This window comes from Candidatus Polarisedimenticolia bacterium, from assembly GCA_036001465.1.
GTDB lineage: Bacteria > Acidobacteriota > Polarisedimenticolia > Gp22-AA2 > Gp22-AA2 > Gp22-AA3.
The window spans coordinates 1-17611 of sequence record DASYUH010000013.1 but is presented as its reverse complement, the minus strand read 5'-3'; the positions used below and the strand labels follow the sequence as shown (position 1 = coordinate 17611).

Sequence of the window (17611 nt, the reverse complement as noted above, 5' to 3'; positions counted from 1 at the left end):
AGAGGAGAGGAGGGGAGGGTGGGTGGACCCGGGCGCGACCTGATCGTCCTCGAGGACGTGCGCAAGAGCTTCGGTGAGGCCCGGGCGGTGCGCGGCGTGACCTTCTCGGTTCCCGAGGGGGCGCTGGTGGTGATCATCGGTCCGTCCGGCTGCGGCAAGTCGACGCTGCTGCGCTGCCTGAACGGCCTGGAGCTCCTCGACCACGGGCGGGTGACGATCGGCGACGTGACCCTCGAGCGGCACGACGGCCGCTTCCCGCACGATCTGAAGCCGCGGCTGCGGCGCCTGCGCGAGGAGGTCGGCATGGTGTTCCAGAGCTTCAACCTGTTCCCGCACCTGACCGCCCTCGAGAACGCCGCGCTGGCTCCGACCGTCGTCAAGAAAGTGCGCCGGGACGAGGCGCGGGCGAGGGCGCGGGAGCTCCTGGGCAAGGTCGGGCTCGGGGATCGCCTCGACTACTACCCCGCGCAGCTGTCCGGAGGCCAGCAGCAGCGCGCCGCCATCGCCCGCGCCCTGGCCATGTCGCCCATCGCGGTGCTCTACGACGAGCCGACCTCGTCCCTCGATCCGACGCTGGTGAACGAGGTGCTTCTGATCATGCGGCAGCTTCACGACGAGGGGATGACCCAGGTGGTGGTGACGCACGAGATGCGCTTCGCCCGGGACGTTGCGGACATCATCCTGTTCATGCACGAGGGGCTCGTGGTCGAGTCGGGGCCGCCCGCGACCCTGTTCACCGCGCCGCGCGACCCGAGAACGCGCGAGTTCCTCAAGAGCTTCCTGTGAGGGCCGTCCTCGCAGGCGCCGCCCTCCTCCTGTCCGGCGCCTTCGCCCTGGCCGCACCCCCGACCCCTTCGGCGGAGCCGCTGCGCTGGGGCGCCGATTCGGAAGGGGGCGCCCCCTATGTCTTCCAGGATCCGAAGAACCCCTCGCGCATCGTCGGGTTCGAGGTGGAGCTTGCCGAGGGGCTGGGGCGGACGCTGGGCCGACCGGCGGTGTTCGTGCAGAACCAGTGGGACGGGCTGATCCCCGGCCTCCTGCGGAACAACTACGACATCGCGCTGAACGGTCTGGAGATCACGCCGGACCGGGAGCAGGTCATCCGGTTCACCATCCCGTACTACGCCACGGCCGAACAGCTGAGCGTGCGCCGCGAAGAAAAGGCCATCCGCGATCTCGACGATCTGAAGGGGCGCACGGTCGGCACGCTGAAGTTCTCGCTCGCGCAGAGAATCCTGGACAAGTTGGGCGGCATCGACGTCCGCAGCTACGAAGGGCAGATCAACGCCTACGAGGACCTGGCCAATGGCCGCCTCGAGGCGGTCCTGATGGACTGGCCGATCGCCCTCTACTACGGCAAGCCGAACCCGGCACTCAAGTTCACCGGGCCCCCGATCGGCCACCTGGAGTACGGCATCGGAGTGAGGCCCGGCGACTCGCTGTTTCTGAACGAGCTCGACGAGGCGCTCCTGAAGCTGGCCGGCGACGGGACGCTGCGGGGGATCTACGACCGATGGGGGCTCTGGAACTCGGAGACGGAGAGCCTGTTCAAGAGCCAGGCGGAGCGCCCCAACGGCTACGAGGAGTTCAAGGCGGCCGTGTCGGTCGTGCGGCCCTGGCGCGAGCGCTTGCGCCAGTATGCCGGCTACCTTCCGCTCCTGGGACGGGGCGCCGCGATGACCCTGCTGATCTCGGTGACCGGGATGGCGATGGCGGTGGCCCTGGGACTCGCGATCGCCCTCCTGTATCTCTACGGACCGCGCCCGGTCGCCTGGGCCTCTCGGGCCTATGTCGAGCTGTTCCGCGGCACGCCGCTCCTGATCCAGCTGTACCTCATCTTCTATGGCCTGCCGAACATCGGCATCCGCCTGACCCCCCTGCTGGCCGCGGTCACGGGGCTCGGGCTCAACTACGCCGCGTACGAGGCGGAGAACTACCGCGCCGGCATCCAGTCGATTCCACGGCCCCAGAGCGAGGCGGCGCTGTCGCTCGGGATGACCCAGTGGCAGGCGCTGCGCCACGTGATCGTCCCGCAGGCCGTGCGCCTGGTCATCCCGCCGGTCACCAACGACTTCATCGCCCTGTTCAAGGACTCGTCGATCGTCTCGGTGATCACCATGGTCGAGCTCACCAAGGTCTACGGACAGCTCGCCTCGACCTATTACGACTACATCGGGATCGGCCTGCTGACGGCGGCCATCTACTTCCTCCTCGGGCTGCCGTTCGTCCGCCTGGCGCGCTGGACCGAGGCCAGGATGAGCGTCGAAGGCAAGACTCCGACCGCCGCGCGCCGGCGCTGGCTCGGGATCGGATCGAAGCCGGCGATGGATTGAGGTCCACGCCTTGAGACGACGCTCCGAGGATGGGCTCCTTCCGACGCGACGACGCGCCGGCCGTTACGGCCGGAGGCTTCTCGCGGTCACCCTCGATCACATCTACGGAGGGGCGCGCCCGACGTACAGTGGCGCCTCGATCGCCGACCTCGACCGACTGTTCGACGAGCCGCTCCCCGAGCGCGGCCGGAGCCCGGAGCGGGTGCTCGAGGAGTGCCGCCGCACGATCTTCCGTCATTCGATGCACATGTCCCACCCGAGAATCTTCGGCCTGTTCAACCCCGCGCCCCTGCCGGTGGCGGCCTTCGCGGAACTGCCGGCCGCCTTCCTGAACCAGTCGGTCGACGCCTGGAAGGCCGCCCCAGCCGCCACGCACCTCGAAATGCGGCTGATCCGCTGGATGAACGACCGGATCGGGTTCGGGCCGAAGGCCTTCGGCGTGTTCACCAGCGGGGGAGGGGTGGCCAACACCATCGCGCTCAAGATGGCGCGCGATCGCGTTTCGGGGATCGGAGCGAGACGGCACGGACTGTCGTCCCGTCTGGTCGGAAGGCTCCGGGTGTACGCCTCGGACCAGGCGCACTTTTCCGTCGCCCGCTCCCTCGACCTGCTCGGACTGGGGGAGGACGCCCTGGTGCGCATCGCGGTCGACGGGCGGATGAAGATGCGCCCCGATCGGCTGGACGAGGCGATTCGCAAAGACCGCTCCCGCCGGCTGGTGCCGATGGCGGTCGTGGCGACCGCCGGGACCACCAACACCGGACACATCGATCCGCTGCGAGCCACGGCCCGGGTGGCGCGTGCGCATCGCCTGCATTTCCATGTGGACGCGGCCTACGGAGGGGCGTTCCTGGTCTCCGACCGGTACCGCGAGCGGCTCGGCGGCATCGAGCAGGCCGACAGTGTCACCATCGACCCGCACAAGTGGCTGTTCCAGCCGTTCAGCCTGGGCGGGCTCTTCGTCAGAAACGGCCGGGCCCTGAACGACAGCTTCCGGATCGAGCCGGGTTACCTGAAGAAGGCGCTCGAGGCGGAACCCGAGCGGCTCGATTTCTATCATTATTCGCTCGAGGGGTCGCGACCGTTCCGCGGCCTGAAGCTCTGGTTCACCCTCAAGACGCTGGGACGCCGGGGCCTGGGACGTCTGGTCGACCGGACCATGGACGTCGCCGGGCACCTCGAGCGACGGGTGCGGGAATCGGACTGCTTCGAGCCGTTTCCGGCGCCCATGGAGTGCGCCAGCGTCTGCTTTCGCTACCTGCCGGGTTGGGCGAGAAGAGCCCCGGCCGGAACCCTGCAGCGCCCCGCCGTGCGGGACCGGCTGAACCGTGCCCAGGTCCGCATCCAGCAGACGGTCGAGAAGGGCGGATTCGCCTGGTTCCCGACCATCGCGATGGGGCGGATCGTCTACTTCCGTTTCGGCGTGTTCAATTACCTCACCCGCCGGGAGGACGTGGACGCCGTCCTGGGGCACATCCAAATGACGGCCTCCTCGCTGCGATTCTGAGGCCCTGAACCGCGCTCCTGGCAGGCCTTCTCGGCCGGACCGGGTCAGGCTTCCGGAAGCCGAAGCAGTCCCTGAAGATGGATTGAAGTTGACTCCGGGAGCGTTTCACCGTACATGAATTGACGAGACGGGCGGTGGCAGCCGCGCGAGCCGTGGATGCGCTTGTCTGCGCCGGCCCTGTCATGGTCATACTGAGTGCCAAGACTACTGGAAACAGACTCGTTTCCCCCCGAGCCTACATCGCTCTTTCTCCGCTCACGTAAAGAGGGAGGTTCCCATGGGTTCCAGCCTTAAGCGACGATCCCTGGCCAGCGTGGTGCTCGCGTCGGTTGCGGTCTGCGGCGCGCTCGCGCTCTTCAGCCTCGCCACTTGGGCCGCGCGCGACCAGTCGAGGCCCGCCCAGGAGCGTGAATTCACCCGGCAGACGGCCGAGTTCGAGGTCGCTCGCAAGCTCCAGCAGCCGTCGGTGTTCGAGAGGCCGCAGGGCCGCTCGCCGCTCGCGGGGCTCGAGGCCCGCTGGGACGTCTCCCCGGGCCAGCGACACCGGATGATCGAGACGCCGCTCGGGTTCGTCGATCCCGCCTCGATCGGGGAACTGCGGGCCCGTGTGCCGGAGCTGGCGGGAGCCGCCGGCCGCCGGCTGACCGGGCAGGGGAGGCGCGGCGAGATCGCCACAGGGTTCAACGCCATCCAGTTGAGCGAAGCGGCTCTGAGCACCCGGACCATGGACGAGCTCGGTGAGGATCTCAAGAAGCTCGGCCTGCGGGTCCACGATGCGCTGGAAAGCCGATCGCTTCTGGTCGAGGTCCCGGCGGGCGCCGAAGAGGCCCTGGCGCGCGCCGGTTTCGTCGAGGCGGCCCTTCCGTGGGAGGCCTTCTTCCGCATCGATCCGAGGCTCGGGCGGACTCCGATGCTGCAGAAATCGAGGGCCCTGAGCCCGGATCTGGACGTGATCGTGAACTTCTTCCGCGGCACGGATCCGGACGAGGCGCGGCGCACGGTCGAGCAGGTGGCGGGCCCCGGCCGGGCGGCCCAGTACTCGCTCGATGGCCTGTCGTACGAGGCGACCGTGCCCCACTCGAAGATCGCCCAGCTCGCCCGGAAGAGCCGCGTGAGTTTCATCTACGAACGCGCCGAATTCCTGCTGTCGAACACCGAAACCCCGACGACCGCGATGGTCGGCAACCTCAAGGAAAACCTGCCGTTCCAGAAGCCGTACCACGACGCCGGGATCGACGGCGGCGGCATCGACACGAACCTCAACGGCGAGCGGGTGAACAACGGCACCGACCAGGTGCCGCCCCAGATCGTCACGGTGACCGACAACGGCATCTCCGGCGACTCGGTGCAGTTCTCGCAGACGGCGACGCAGGTGTTCGATCTGTCGCACGCTTACCCCGCCACGAACCACCGCAAGGTCCACTCGATCCAGAACGCTGGGGACAACGGCACGTCGTGTGACGGGACCCTTTCGGGCAGCGGCACGCACGGCAATGTGGTGGCCGGGATCATCGCGGGAGACGGGTCGGTGGTCGGCGCGCGCGTGTCGAAGCACACCTACAACATCCGGCCGCGGGTGGACAACCTGGAGATGGACGGCGTGGCCAAGGGCGCGCGCATCATCATGCAGGACGCCGCGACGTCCGACCTGTGCATCATCAACGAACTCCTGGAGCGCGGAGGCAACGTGGTTCCCGGATCGATCGAGACCCGCCTTCAGCTGGCCATCTGCCCGCGGTCAGGGGCCGGTGCCGGCGCCTGCAACGGCGTCGTCGGCGGCGAGGGGGACGCGCACCTGCACGTCCTGCCGTTCGGCACCCCCAACTTCGATTTGTTCCTCTCGAACCCGACCACCGACGGCACCTACCCGCAGGAAGCCCGGGACATCGACAAGTTCCTGGTGAACAACCGCGATTACATGGTGTTCGCGCCGGTCGGCAACCAGGGTACGCTGAAGGGCCAGCAGTTCTTCTCTTCGTTCAACGGCGCGGCGCGCAATCAGTATCCGGATCTGTTCGACGGGACCGCGGCCGACAACGACCCGAACGCGATCGCCCCGATGCAGGTGTCGCCCCCCTCGACCGCGAAGAACCTGGTCTCGGTCGGCGGCCACTTCCAGGACGTGCTGACCGCCTTCACCATGAACCTGGAGGAGAACATCCTGAACTTCTCCTCCAAGGGACCGGCCACCGCGGGATCGCTGCGCACCGCGCCGATCGTCGTCGGCGTCGGTGCGGACATCACCGGCTTCTTCTTCGGACCCAACACCGTGTCCCACGCCGTCTGGAGGAGCCGCGACAACGACTCCGCCCAGCCGGTCGACGCCATCCTGGACGACGCGAACTTCGGGACTTCGTACGCCGCCGCCGAGGTCGCGGGCGTCGCGGCCCTCGTGCGCGACTACTTCGCGCAGGGCTTCTACCCGACCGGTTCGCGCGTGACGACGGACCGCGTGGCCAACGTCTCGGGCTCCCTGGTGAAGGCGGCGGTCGCCGCGTCGGCGAATTTCCTCGAGGAGATCGACGCGGAGTTCCCCACCATCAACGATCAGACCCTGGCCTTCACGCGCGCCACCAATATGGGCACGGTCAGCGGCACCTCCGTCGGCGTCATCGGCAACAACGAGCAGGGGTACGGGCGTCCCGTGCTGAGCTCCATCCTGCCGCTGGCGAACTGGCCGGCGGGGAAAGGAATCGGCGCGCCGAACACCATCGAGTATCCGGCGGTCGGCCTGCTGATCTACGACAACGTCGCGACCGGCGAGCCGCCGATCAACAATACCACGACGCTGATCGAGCACAACTTCATGGTCGATTCCGACAGCACCATTCCGTCCGGCACCGGCGGGCTGGTGAGCCGCGGCCAGCTGCGCATCGCTGTGGCCTGGAGCGATCCGCCGAGCGTCGCGGCCAGCGCGGGCTCCCTCATCAACGACCTCGATCTCGAGGTCGAATCCCCCGGTCCCGACCACAACATCAACCTGACCGGCGACAACATCGTCTATGACGGCAACAACTACATGCTCGGCGGCGTGAAGCGGGGCCAGTGGAGCCAGGGGCGGGCCGTGGGGGTCACGGACATCGGCGATCGGCGGAACCCGATCGAGGCGGTGCACCTGTCGGCCGACCCGAACGGGGACGGCAGTCCGGCCGATTCGCAGCTCTACACCGGCATGTGGAAGGTGCGCGTGAAGCGCGGAACCGGCGGGGCAACTCCCGGGCAGATCACGGTGATCACGGGCGCGAACGAGGACACCAACCCCGCCAACTTCCGCCTGGATCCCGGGGAGGACACGGACGGCGACACGCTCCTCGACTCGAACGGCCAGCCCTACGGCCTGATCCTGGCCGGTCCGATCCAGGGGATCGGCACGCAGACCATCGGCGGGACCTCCCGCACGTTCCCGGCCTCGACGGCCCGGCTGGACCGGAGCCTGTACGGCTGCGCGGACGACGTCACCGCCACGATCTTCGATCTCGGCACGAACGCCACGGCCGTGGCCGCCGCCTCGACCTTCGAGGTGGTCACGAAGAACGGCACCGTGGTGGACTCCGAGCGTGGCTTCGGGTTCACCGCCGGATCGAGCAACGCCTACTCCTCGCCGCGTCTGCCTTTGCGCGAAGGGCTCCCCGCCGTCCAGAACAACGGCATCCTGGAGACGAACGGGAACACGAGCGACGAGCCGTACTCGGTGCGCGTGCGCTACACCGACTCGCCGCGCGACGCGTCGGCTTCGGCCCGCATCTCCTGCGCGCCGAACCTGGTCGCCTGGCGCTTCACGATCGAGAACGAGGATTACACCCAGCAGGCGTTCATCGGAGGGGGCTGCGATCAGGACCAGTTCCTGGACGCCGGCGAGAACCTCACCTACTCGGTGACGTTCGTCAACACGAACATGGACCATGACTACTCCGACGTGACCGCGACCCTGACGGCGAGCGGCCCCGGAGCCGCCGCCGTCCGCATCCTGAATTCGCCCCAGTCGATCGGGCGGATTCCGGGAGGCCAGATCAGCGCGGCGACGTTCGCCCTGCGGATCGATGCGCCGACCGCCAACGCGCTCGCGGTCGCGAATCGCCTGGTGGACATGAAGCTGACGCTGCAGGCCTCTTCCGGCAGGATCCAGCTGCCGCGCCAGACCTTCAGCTTCCGGCACGCCATCAATTCCGACTACGAGACGTTCCACTATTCGACCGATTACCCGCAGGGAGGCGTGCGCGAGATCCGGGACTTCAACCGCAATCTCCAGATCGACCGCGCCGACACGACGGACCCGTTCCTGGGAATCGTGCTGCCGGACGAAGACCTGACCTGGAGCTCGATGTTCATCCCGGGCACCGCCGGCGGCCTGGTGACCAACACCCTCGGAGAGGACACGAACAACAACGGATCCCGGGACCAGAACGAGCCCGACCTGATCCCGAACGGCATCCTGGACAAGGGGATGCTGTTCGCGGCGAGCGGGCCCACTCCCGGGAGCGACAAGGCCCCGTTCCACTTCGATCTGAACAACGGCGGATGGAACGGCTTCCGCCACCCCGCGAGCAAGCCGGGGACGGCGCGCGCCCTGTCCTGGGAATACGTCTCGACCGGCGTGTGCGGGTTCCAGACCGCGATCCCTGACAACAATCCGCTGGCCCTGTTCCAGAACAACGGGGCCGGCATCTGGCACACCGGGGACGGCGATTCCACGACGCCGGGAACCGGAGGCGCGTGCGACAACCACCTCACCGCCGTCGACACCTCCACCCCTCCGGGCTCGGAGTTCGTCGAGGATTTCGTCATCTCGCCGATCATCGCCAAGGTGCACCAGACGCTGGACAGCCGCAACCTGCCGTACACGGCCGAGTTCCAGCGCTTCGGCTTCAATACGATGATGCAGACCCAGAACGAGAACACCGGCGCCAACTTCAACGTCGACAACAACCTCGATGACGACAGCGGCAACTGCCTGATGTGCCAGGAATTCGACCAGAGCTACGGAGGGATCGACTACCAGGTCGGCTTCTTCGCGACCGATACCGGCACGGGCTTCTATCCGGGGTCCTCCGCGCTGCCCTACACCTTCGGTCCGCTGAGTGGCGACGCCGATCATTCGCTCGTCGGCGGAGGAGGGAGCCAGTTCGTGAGCGGCGACGAACTCGGATTCACGGGTTTCACCCAGAACACCAACCCGAACAGCAGCTCGCCGATGCCGGAGGGGTTGTCGAACGAATTGCCCTACCCGACCCCCGGCGCACCGCCTCCCCCCGGGGGATGGACGAACAACACCGAGGGGCCGGTCCGCAACCTCGACTTCGACCTGATCAACTACGCCGGCGGATTCACCTCGCCGGTCACCGGCCCGGGAGGCCCGACCTCGGCGATCACGCCGTTCGACGTCAATCCGGGCGTGCGCTGGGCCCTGGGGATCGGCTTCTGGACCGTGGAGGACGCGGCCAATCCGTCCGACTACGGCTTCGGGATCGACGACGTCGTCTTCGAGTGGGACGAGCGTCACCCGCTGGACGAGGGGGCGTTCGTGCCGCCGCACACCCCGGCCTGCCAGAGATTCGGGCAGGCCGGCCAACCGGCCGGACAGCAGTGCGCCACCCTTTCGGTGGATCGGACGGCCCTGTTCGAGTGCAACGAGGCCCTGACCGTGACGGTCAACGACCCGAAGCGCACCAATGCAGGGACGGTCCAGGTCCTCGCGTCGTCCGAGAGCGACGCCCGGCCCTTCTCGACGGGGGTGGTCTCGGCCCTGCATCCGATCAAGTCGTTCACCCTGACCGAGACGCCGGCCTCGTCGGGGATCTTCATCGGCAGCGTCTCGGTGAGCCAGGCGCTCAATTCGGACACGACGCTCTTCGTGTCGACCGGGGACACCACGATCCAGTTCTACTACCAGGACCCGCAGTGCGACGGCAGCGGCGACGGGGTGGTGGCCCAGAACGACTTCGACAACCTGGACGGGGACGGCGTGCTGTTCAACGCCGACAACTGCAAGTTCGACTACAACCCGACGCAGGCGGACGCCGACGGCGACGGGATCGGCAACATCTGCGACAACTGTCCGGGTGCGACCACACCGAACCCCGACCAGAAGGATTCGGACAACGACGGCGTCGGGGATGCCTGCGATCTGGACGACATCGACTTCGACGGGGTGGTCAACCAGATCGACAACTGCAAGGACGTGTACAACCCCACCCAGACCCTGGGGCAGAGCGGCCGGGGCACGGCCTGCGATTCGAACTCCGACCGCGACGCGGACGGATTCGTCGATCGCCTCGACAAGTGCGTGAGGACCCCGAACCCCACGCAGGCCGACGCGGACGTCGACGGCATCGGCGACGCCTGCGACGGCGACTGCAACGGGGCCCACAGGCAGGACCTGACGATGGGCTCGTGCAGCCGATCCAGCCAGATACAATGCACCACCCAGGCGCAGTGCCCCTCGACCGGCATCTGCCAAGAGGACCCGACCAAGGTGTGCACCAGCTCCTCGGCGCAGTGCACCTGCGGGCCTCTCACACAGGAGACCTGCTCGGTCGCCGGCGTGGTCAACAGCGGCGGCTGCTCGAGCCTCAACGACGACATGGACGTGGACGTCGTCCCGGACAACGTTGACAACTGCCCGGTGACCGCCAACCCGCCGATCATCGGCGGAACCTTCCGCCAGGCCGACGCCGACAACGACGGAGTCGGCGATGTCTGCGACTCCGCCGCCATGGTGGACGGCGACAACAACGGCATTCCCGACGACGTCGTGAACTTCGGCCTCCTGGTCAACTGCGGCCGGCTCGTGCTCCCGAACCTGATCGTCGAGGCGGTCCAGGTCAACGATCTCAACGGCGACCACGACGCCTTCTGCGACAGCGGCGAGAAGTGCGAGATGACGATGGCCGTGAGGAACGCCGGTCCGATCCCCCTGAGCGATGTGACCCTGTACGTCGCCACGGCCGACAAGGGCGACATCCAGTGCGTGAGCAAGCCGTCCGTGAAGGTCGGCAACCTGGCGGTGGGCGAGCGCGTGGACACGGCGAACATCGGCGGCCAGCGCCGCCCGTTCGAATTCACCGTGTCGGCGAGCACGCAGACGGTCGTCGCCGCCAATCCGGCGAAGGGGGACTTCACGCTGAACATCACGTCGCGCGAAGCGCTGGGAACGGCGCGCAAAGTCGGGTTCCAGATCCTCCTCGACCTGGACCTGCCGACCGGCGTGACGCTCACGAAGGTGCCCGCCCCGCGGCCGGGCATGGCCGCCGGGACCGTGTTCGAGGACTTCGACCTCGATACGGACGGCGGCGGAGTCGACCTCAGCGACGGGCGCACCGGAGTGCCGAACGACACCATCGGGTACACGGTCGGCAGCGCCCAGGGGGGCCTGAACTCGCTCGCCGGAATCGGCTGCGGCGGCTATCTGATCCCGCCCCTGGATCCGGGGTGCATCATCGATCCGGACAACGACATGCAGTGGCACATTCACTGCCCGCCCGGGACATGCCTGGCGACGCACGTCGTGGGGTCGAACACCACCTTGATGCTGACCCCGGTCAACGGCGGGCTGGCCTATTCGGGCAACAACTCCCTCCATTGGGGACGCCACACCGACGCGAACAGTCGCGTGGGCGACACCACGGGATTCCGGGAGCTCGCGGCGTTCACCACGAGGCCGATCAACCTGACGCCGCTTCCGATCGCGGGCGACCTGCAGTTGTCGTTCTTCCACATCGCCGACATGATGGACAACATCCAGGCCGACGTTCCGCGCGGCTCGGCGGTGGACTACGGCGACGTGCAGATCCGCGTCGACGTCAACCCGGATCCGGCCCCGGGCAGCGGCGACACCTGGGGGCCCTGGGACAAGCTGGCCCCGTTCGAGAACGTCTACGATCACATTCCGTACGTCTGGAGCCATTACGGCGCCCGGGTCACCTACTGCAACCTGACCCCGACCGACACCGGCACGGCGGATCCCGCACCGCGCGGCACGCACGAGACCATGTGCTATCCGCTGGGAGTCTGGTCGCACTGCGGCAACGCCTGGGGGGCGAACACGACCTACGGCTGCCCGGGCCCGGGCGTCCCGGGGAGCCTGGCGCCGCCGAGCGGCGCCCTCTGGGTGCTGACCCGGTTCAACCTGACGAACTACCTCGGCGCGCGGGTGCAGATCCGCTGGATTGGCTCGAGCTGGGAGTTCGATCTCAACGGCCCGTCTCAGGACTACCAGACCTACGGCTGCGGCGCCGGCACCTGCTGGAACAACAGCCTGAACGAGGACGGCTGGTGGGTGGATGACATCACGGTCACGGGAGCCATCACCACCCAGGCGTCGCCCGTGCCGGATCCAGACACGCCGCCGGCATCGACCTGCCCGGCCGGTCCGGATCAAAAGTGCAATTCGAGCCTGAACGACAAGGGCTTCATCGTGAGCCTGACGGCCGCAGACGCCAACGGCAACGGCATCTACGAGAAAGGGGAGACGGCCGAGCTGTCGGCGAGCGGCACCACCAACCCCGGCGGATGCTCGGACGGCGAGGTGCAGTTCAGGTTCCTGAAGGACGGCGTCCTCGCGCAGGACTTCTCGGCGCAGGCGATCTTCCGGGATTCACCGGCCGCCGATGCCTCGTACCAGGTGATGGCGCGTTGCAGCAGCAATCCGGCCTGCACCACGACGACGGGCGCCAGCGCCGCGATCAAGGTCTACCCGGGCGACGGCACGGACGTCTTCCTGACCCTGACGCACGATCGCGCCACCGGCATCACGACCCTGCACTTCCCGGCGCGGCCGCAGCCGCCGACCATGTCCGGCTACGATGCGTTCAGCGGCGCGCAGTCCGATGACGGCCAGTCGACCACGGCCGGTGTTCCCGACACGGCGTTGAGCTCGCTGGCCATCCTGGCCTGCGGCACCGGCGTCGGCGTGCTGGTCGGGACCGACATCCCGATCGCGCTGGCCGTGTCTCAGCCGCTGCCGAACGCCATGTTCTACTACCTCGCCGGCCACAGCAGCGTGACGGCGGGGGCGAAGACGGCCCTCGGGCGCGGGGTCAACAACACGGTCCGCCTGACGCCGCCAGCGGCCACCTGTCCGTAGAAGGAACGAGACACACGCACGACAAAGAGGCCCGCAAGGGCCTCTTTTTTTTGGTAGGCTTCGCGCCAGGTGACCACCTCCTCCACGCATGGCCTGCGCCGCGGGCTGGGTGTCCTGACCCTGGCCGGGACCATCTTTGTCTTCGTCTCGTCCGGCCCGTTCGGGCTCGAGGCGATGGTCAGGGACGGCGGACCGGGCGCCGCCGTCCTGATGCTCATCGTCGGCCTGGTCTTCTGGGGCCTGTCGCATGCCCTGGTCGCCACCGAGCTGTCCAGCGCCGTCCCCGAGGAGGGAGGGTTCTTCCGCTGGGTCGAGCTGGCCTTCGGCAAGTTCTGGGGCTTCCAGACCGCCTGGTGGTACTGGATCAAGATGCTGGCCGACACGTCGATCTACCCGATGCTCTTCTGCGAGTACCTGAAGTACTGGGTGACCGACATCGCCCCCTGGCAGGAGCGGCTTCTTCGGGTTCTCGTGATCTGGCTCTTCGTCTGCATCAACCTGCGCGGCATCCGGACCGGCGGCGGCCTGGCGGTCGGCTTCACCCTGTTCATCCTGGCGCCGTTCGTCCTGTTCGTCCTCCTCGGGACGCCGCGGCTCCACGCATCGGCCGTGACCCCCCTGGTCGCCGCGGGCAAGGGGACCCTCGAGGGGCTCGGCCTCTCCCTGATGTACGGGATGTGGTGCTACAACACGCTCGACTCGGTCTCGATCGTGGCGGGGGAGGTCAGGGATCCGACACGCGCCTACGGACGCGCCTACACGCTGGCCATCCCGGCCCTGTTCCTCGGCTACCTCCTGCCGATCCTGGTCGGCCTCTCGATCGATCCGGCGTACAGCCAGTGGGACGACCACCACTTCTCGACCCTGGGATTCCGGCTCGGCGGCGAATGGCTGGGCGGCTGGATTGCCATCGGCGGGCTGATCAGCAACGTCTCGCTGTTCCACGGCGCGCTCATGATCAACACGCGCGTCCCGCTGGTCCTGGCTCAGGAGGGACGTTTCCCGGCGCTGTTCGCGTCGATCGGCGCCCGGTTCGGCGCCCCGTGGGTGTCGCTCCTGTTCGAGGGGACGGCCTACACGGTGATCGCCCTCACGATCGGCAGCTTCACGGACATCGTGGTGTGGAACCAGTGGCTGAACCTGGGGATCTACACCCTCATCTACCTGTCGTTCCTCAGGCTCCGCCGGACGCGCCCCGACCTGCCGCGCCGCTTCCGCGTCCCGGGAGGATGGATCGGGGCCCTCGCCATCTGCATCGGGCCGTTTCTGATCTGCTGGGCGGGAGTGCCGATTGGAGCGAGGCGGCTGGCCTGGGCGGGGATTCTGGGGCTTGTCAGCGGGCCTCTGGCCTACCTGGCCGTGCGGGCGCTTCTCGGGCGACGGGATGCTCCGACTCGAGGCGCTCCAGGTACCACCGCTTGAACGCGCCGGAGTGGGTCTCCTGCGGCGTGAAGACCCCGTGTCCGTGGGACCGTGACCCGACCCCCTGCTGGACGAGCTCGCAGACGGTCCAGTCCTGGCGCCCTATCAGGTTGATGAACTCGATGGCGTCGGCCGGGTCGAAGTCCGGCCGCGCCATCGTCTCGGGTTCGAACAGCCACTCGGTGACGATGCGGGTGCGGTCCGGAGCGAGCGGCCGGAGCATCCGGTACTGCGCATAGTCCGGGAAGACGTTCAGGAGAAGCGTCGGGAAGACGCTCTCGCCGTCGTACCGTCGCTTCTCGTCGTCGTTGAGCCCCGTGAGGAACGGCCGCTTCGTGGTGCCGTCCAGAGTGAAGGTGACCGCCCCCTCCCGGAACCAGGCGACGTCTCCCGAACCCGCCGCATCCACGACCCCCTTGCGATACAGCGGCACCAGATCACAGAGCTCCGGGTGCACGCCGGGGCAGTGGTAGCACTCCAGGTAGTTCTCGACCAGGATCTTCCAGTTGCAGGCCACCTCGTGCTCGGCGCGGGCGCCGATCCGCAGCCTGTCCAGGGGGTAGCGCCGCAGGCGGGCGGGGAGGTCCCCCAGGTCCTGCAGGAGAGGGCTGGCCCGCTCGGCGTCCAGGTTGATGAAGACAAATCCCCCCCACGTCCCGACCGCCAGCGGGCAGAGGGAAAACTGCTCCCTCGGCAGCCCCGCACTTTCCCACAGGTGCGGCGTGCCGGCCAGCCGCCCGTCCAGGGAGTAGGTCCAGGCATGGTAGGGGCAGCTCAGCGCCCCCTTCAGGCGCCCTTCCGGGGCCGTGACCAGCCGCGCCCCCCGGTGCCGGCAGACGTTGAAGAAGGCCCCCAGCCGCCCCTCGCGGTCGCGCATGACGAGGACGCTCTCCCGGCCGATCTCGAGGGTGATGAACTGTCCCGGCTCGGCCACCCGCTCCTCGCGTCCGGCGCAGACCCACGTGCGGCCGAAGATCCGCTCCCATTCCTTCGCGAGGATCGCGCCATCGCAGTAGAACGTGCCGGCCAGCGTGGCTTCCAGCTGCATGCCCCCTCCGTTGCCGGGAAATGTTACACCCGTGCGGCTCCGCGCGTGAAGGATGTAGAATGGCGGCCGTCCTCGAGGCGTGGGCCGTTAGCTCAGGCGGTAGAGCATGTGCCTTTTAAGCACAGGGTCGCTGGTTCGAGTCCAGCACGGCTCACCAAGAAATTTCTTGAAGTTACGAAGCGTAGGGGCCCCTCGTTTATTGCGAAGGCTGCGGCTCTGAGCCAGGCTTTGCCGCCACTGGCAACATTGGCGGAGTTCCGGCCGAGGCAGAAGGCTGTCGCGCTTCATCCTCGCGCTCCTTCCTGAGAGAGCGTCCGGCGGCGCGCTTTACGCGGCTCATTGCCTCATGCGCCTTGGCGCCCTCGATGACCTCGCGCTTGAGAACTTCGTTCTGCAGGATGGACAGCACCTCCTCTTCATCCACGCGGAGCCCTGGGGCGAGGCGACGCATTTCTCGACGGATGAGGTCGACGACCGGGTCTGTGAGCAGCACCGCTGAGATGACGAAGCGATTGACCGTCTGGACATGCTCACTGAATTCCTCAATCGCTGCCTTGCTCAGCCCTTCCTTGCAGAGCAGGTAGAGTTGCTCCTGGTCCGCGTCCCTGCGAGGGCTGAGTTCCAGGAAATTGAAGGCGCAGATCTCATCGTTCTGGATCGGCTTTTCGAACCGGATTCGATGGATCTTCCACAGGATGCCGTTGGTGAGCACGACATACGGGATCCCCTGATTCGCGCCATAGTCCACGGCCTGCTTCAGATGAGTGTCCTTGAGATCGAGGCCGATGGCTTTGACTTCGACCAGGTACTGCACCTTTCCATCGACCTTTACGGCAAGATCACAATAGGTCCCCCGGATCGCCATCTCGCTTGTGACTTCGGAGTACCTATCGAAACCAAAGACGGTTGAAAGGATGTCGGCCACGATTAATCCCGTGTCCGATTCGTTGATGTCGCGGTGCTTGCCCGCCTGCAGGACGCGTTGCAACTTCGGTACTTCGCGAAACAGTCGTTCTTGGATCTTCTTCGGGATCTGAGCCATCTCGGAGTCCTCCGGTATGAGACCTCTCGCGTCCGGGGCGATAGGCCAAGCGACGCTTTCGGTCCAAGAGTATTCAAAGGATGTACTGCTGTGGGAAGACTCTATCACTGTCGGGGCCGGCGTGGAACAATAGTCGCCGGTGGAGAAGATTCCCGCAGGGAGCCCAGCTTCGACCCGTCAAGTTGATTCAGGACGTCGACATGGATCCAATTTATGTCTCCGCCGGCCCGGGCGATGCCGCGATCATTCTCGACATGATGCGCGAGTACTACCCCATCGAAGGGGCGGCGTTTTGCCCCGACGTGCAGGGGCCGGCGCTGCGGGCGCTGCTGGCCGATCCGGCCCTCGGGCGTGTCTATCTCGTCCGACAGGACGAGGCGATTGCCGGGTACGTGGTCCTGACGTTCGACTACGGCCTCGAGGCGGGCGGCCGGGAGATGTTCATTGACGAGCTGTTCATCGTCGAGCGCTGTCGCGGGCTGGGCCTCGGGACGCGCGTCCTCGAGTTTGTCTCGGGAGCCAGCCGCGATCTCGGCGGGCGCGCGCTTCACCTGGCCGTCGGCTTCGACAACCGGCGGGCGCGGGAAGTGTATGAGAGGCACGGCTTCGCGTCCACCCAGCGGGAAATGATGACTCTCGTGCTCGTCGATTCTTGACAGCCGTGTGACGCGGCGGCTAGCATTCCTCGCCCACATCGGCCCGCGCCCCACGGCATCGCCGCACTGGGTCCCCATCGTCTAGTCTGGCCTAGGACACCGCCCTTTCAAGGCGGTAACACGGGTTCAAATCCCGTTGGGGACGCCAGACTGTTGTCCAGGCGGCCCCCAGTACTAGAATGACTTCAGATTCCGCTGTCTCCGCCGGCAGGTAGGTCTGCAGCGGCGGCCAGCCAGCGGGAGGAGGAGCCATGATGCGCGCATTACAGTTCGCGGTTCGCGTTCTTGTCGTGGCGGCCGTCATCTCGGGCATGACGATCTTCAGCAGTCTGTCGCCGAATGCGACGACGCCCTATCTGTCGGCGCTGGCTGACCTGGGCGCGAGCCAGGCGGTGGCGGCGCCGGGTTGCGAATTCAAGGCCTGCGCGAAGGGGCCGGGTGGGGGTCCGAGCTGCAAGAGCTCCGGCTCGCCCTACAACTGCAGGACTGTCGCCGGCGGCTGTCAGATCAGCCCCTGCTGA

The 17611-nt window shown here is 67.3% G+C and carries 9 protein-coding genes and 2 tRNA genes; 9 read left to right on the top strand and 2 right to left on the bottom strand.

The window, feature by feature from the left end:
- Positions 1-39: 39 nt before the first annotated feature.
- The 5 genes from VGV60_02325 (at position 40) to VGV60_02305 (ending at position 14344) form a co-directional block, all read left to right on the top strand.
- Positions 40-786 carry an amino acid ABC transporter ATP-binding protein gene (locus VGV60_02325; GenBank protein ID HEV8700088.1) on the top strand — a complete coding sequence of 249 codons (747 nt, stop codon included), beginning with the start codon at positions 40-42 and terminating at the stop codon, positions 784-786.
- Positions 783-2333: an ABC transporter substrate-binding protein/permease gene (locus VGV60_02320; GenBank protein ID HEV8700087.1), complete on the top strand. Its 1551-nt coding sequence runs from the start codon at positions 783-785 to the stop codon at positions 2331-2333. The genes VGV60_02325 and VGV60_02320 overlap by 4 nt, the downstream gene beginning before the upstream one ends.
- A gap of 10 nt (positions 2334-2343) precedes the next feature.
- Positions 2344-3840: an aspartate aminotransferase family protein gene (locus VGV60_02315; GenBank protein ID HEV8700086.1), complete on the top strand. Its 1497-nt coding sequence runs from the start codon at positions 2344-2346 to the stop codon at positions 3838-3840.
- A gap of 277 nt (positions 3841-4117) precedes the next feature.
- Positions 4118-12922, top strand: a complete 8805-nt coding sequence (locus VGV60_02310) for a thrombospondin type 3 repeat-containing protein (protein ID HEV8700085.1) — start codon at positions 4118-4120, stop codon at positions 12920-12922.
- A gap of 69 nt (positions 12923-12991) precedes the next feature.
- Positions 12992-14344, top strand: coding sequence for an APC family permease (locus VGV60_02305; protein HEV8700084.1), 1353 nt, complete (start codon positions 12992-12994; stop codon positions 14342-14344).
- Here VGV60_02305 and VGV60_02300 read toward each other — a convergent pair.
- On the bottom strand, positions 14256-15392 hold the full coding sequence (locus tag VGV60_02300; GenBank protein ID HEV8700083.1) for an aromatic ring-hydroxylating dioxygenase subunit alpha: 1137 nt from the start codon (positions 15390-15392) through the stop codon (positions 14256-14258). The genes VGV60_02305 and VGV60_02300 overlap by 89 nt on opposite strands.
- An 81-nt stretch (positions 15393-15473) precedes the next feature.
- Between VGV60_02300 and VGV60_02295 the strand changes: the two genes are divergently transcribed.
- A tRNA-Lys gene (locus VGV60_02295) sits at positions 15474-15549 on the top strand.
- 39 nt (positions 15550-15588) lie between these two features.
- Here the strand turns inward: VGV60_02295 and VGV60_02290 are convergent.
- Positions 15589-16434, bottom strand: a complete 846-nt coding sequence (locus VGV60_02290; GenBank protein HEV8700082.1) for a type I restriction enzyme HsdR N-terminal domain-containing protein — start codon at positions 16432-16434, stop codon at positions 15589-15591.
- A 200-nt stretch (positions 16435-16634) separates the two neighbouring features.
- Here VGV60_02290 and VGV60_02285 point away from each other — a divergent pair, with 200 nt between their 5' ends.
- The 3 genes from VGV60_02285 (at position 16635) to VGV60_02275 (ending at position 17611) form a co-directional block, all read left to right on the top strand.
- Entirely contained in the window at positions 16635-17090 is a 456-nt protein-coding gene (locus VGV60_02285; GenBank protein HEV8700081.1) for a GNAT family N-acetyltransferase, read from the top strand.
- Positions 17091-17160: 70 nt separating this feature from the next.
- Positions 17161-17238: transfer RNA gene (locus tag VGV60_02280), tRNA-Glu, on the top strand.
- 103 nt (positions 17239-17341) lie between these two features.
- Complete coding sequence (locus VGV60_02275) at positions 17342-17611, top strand: hypothetical protein (protein HEV8700080.1); 270 nt, start codon at positions 17342-17344, stop codon at positions 17609-17611.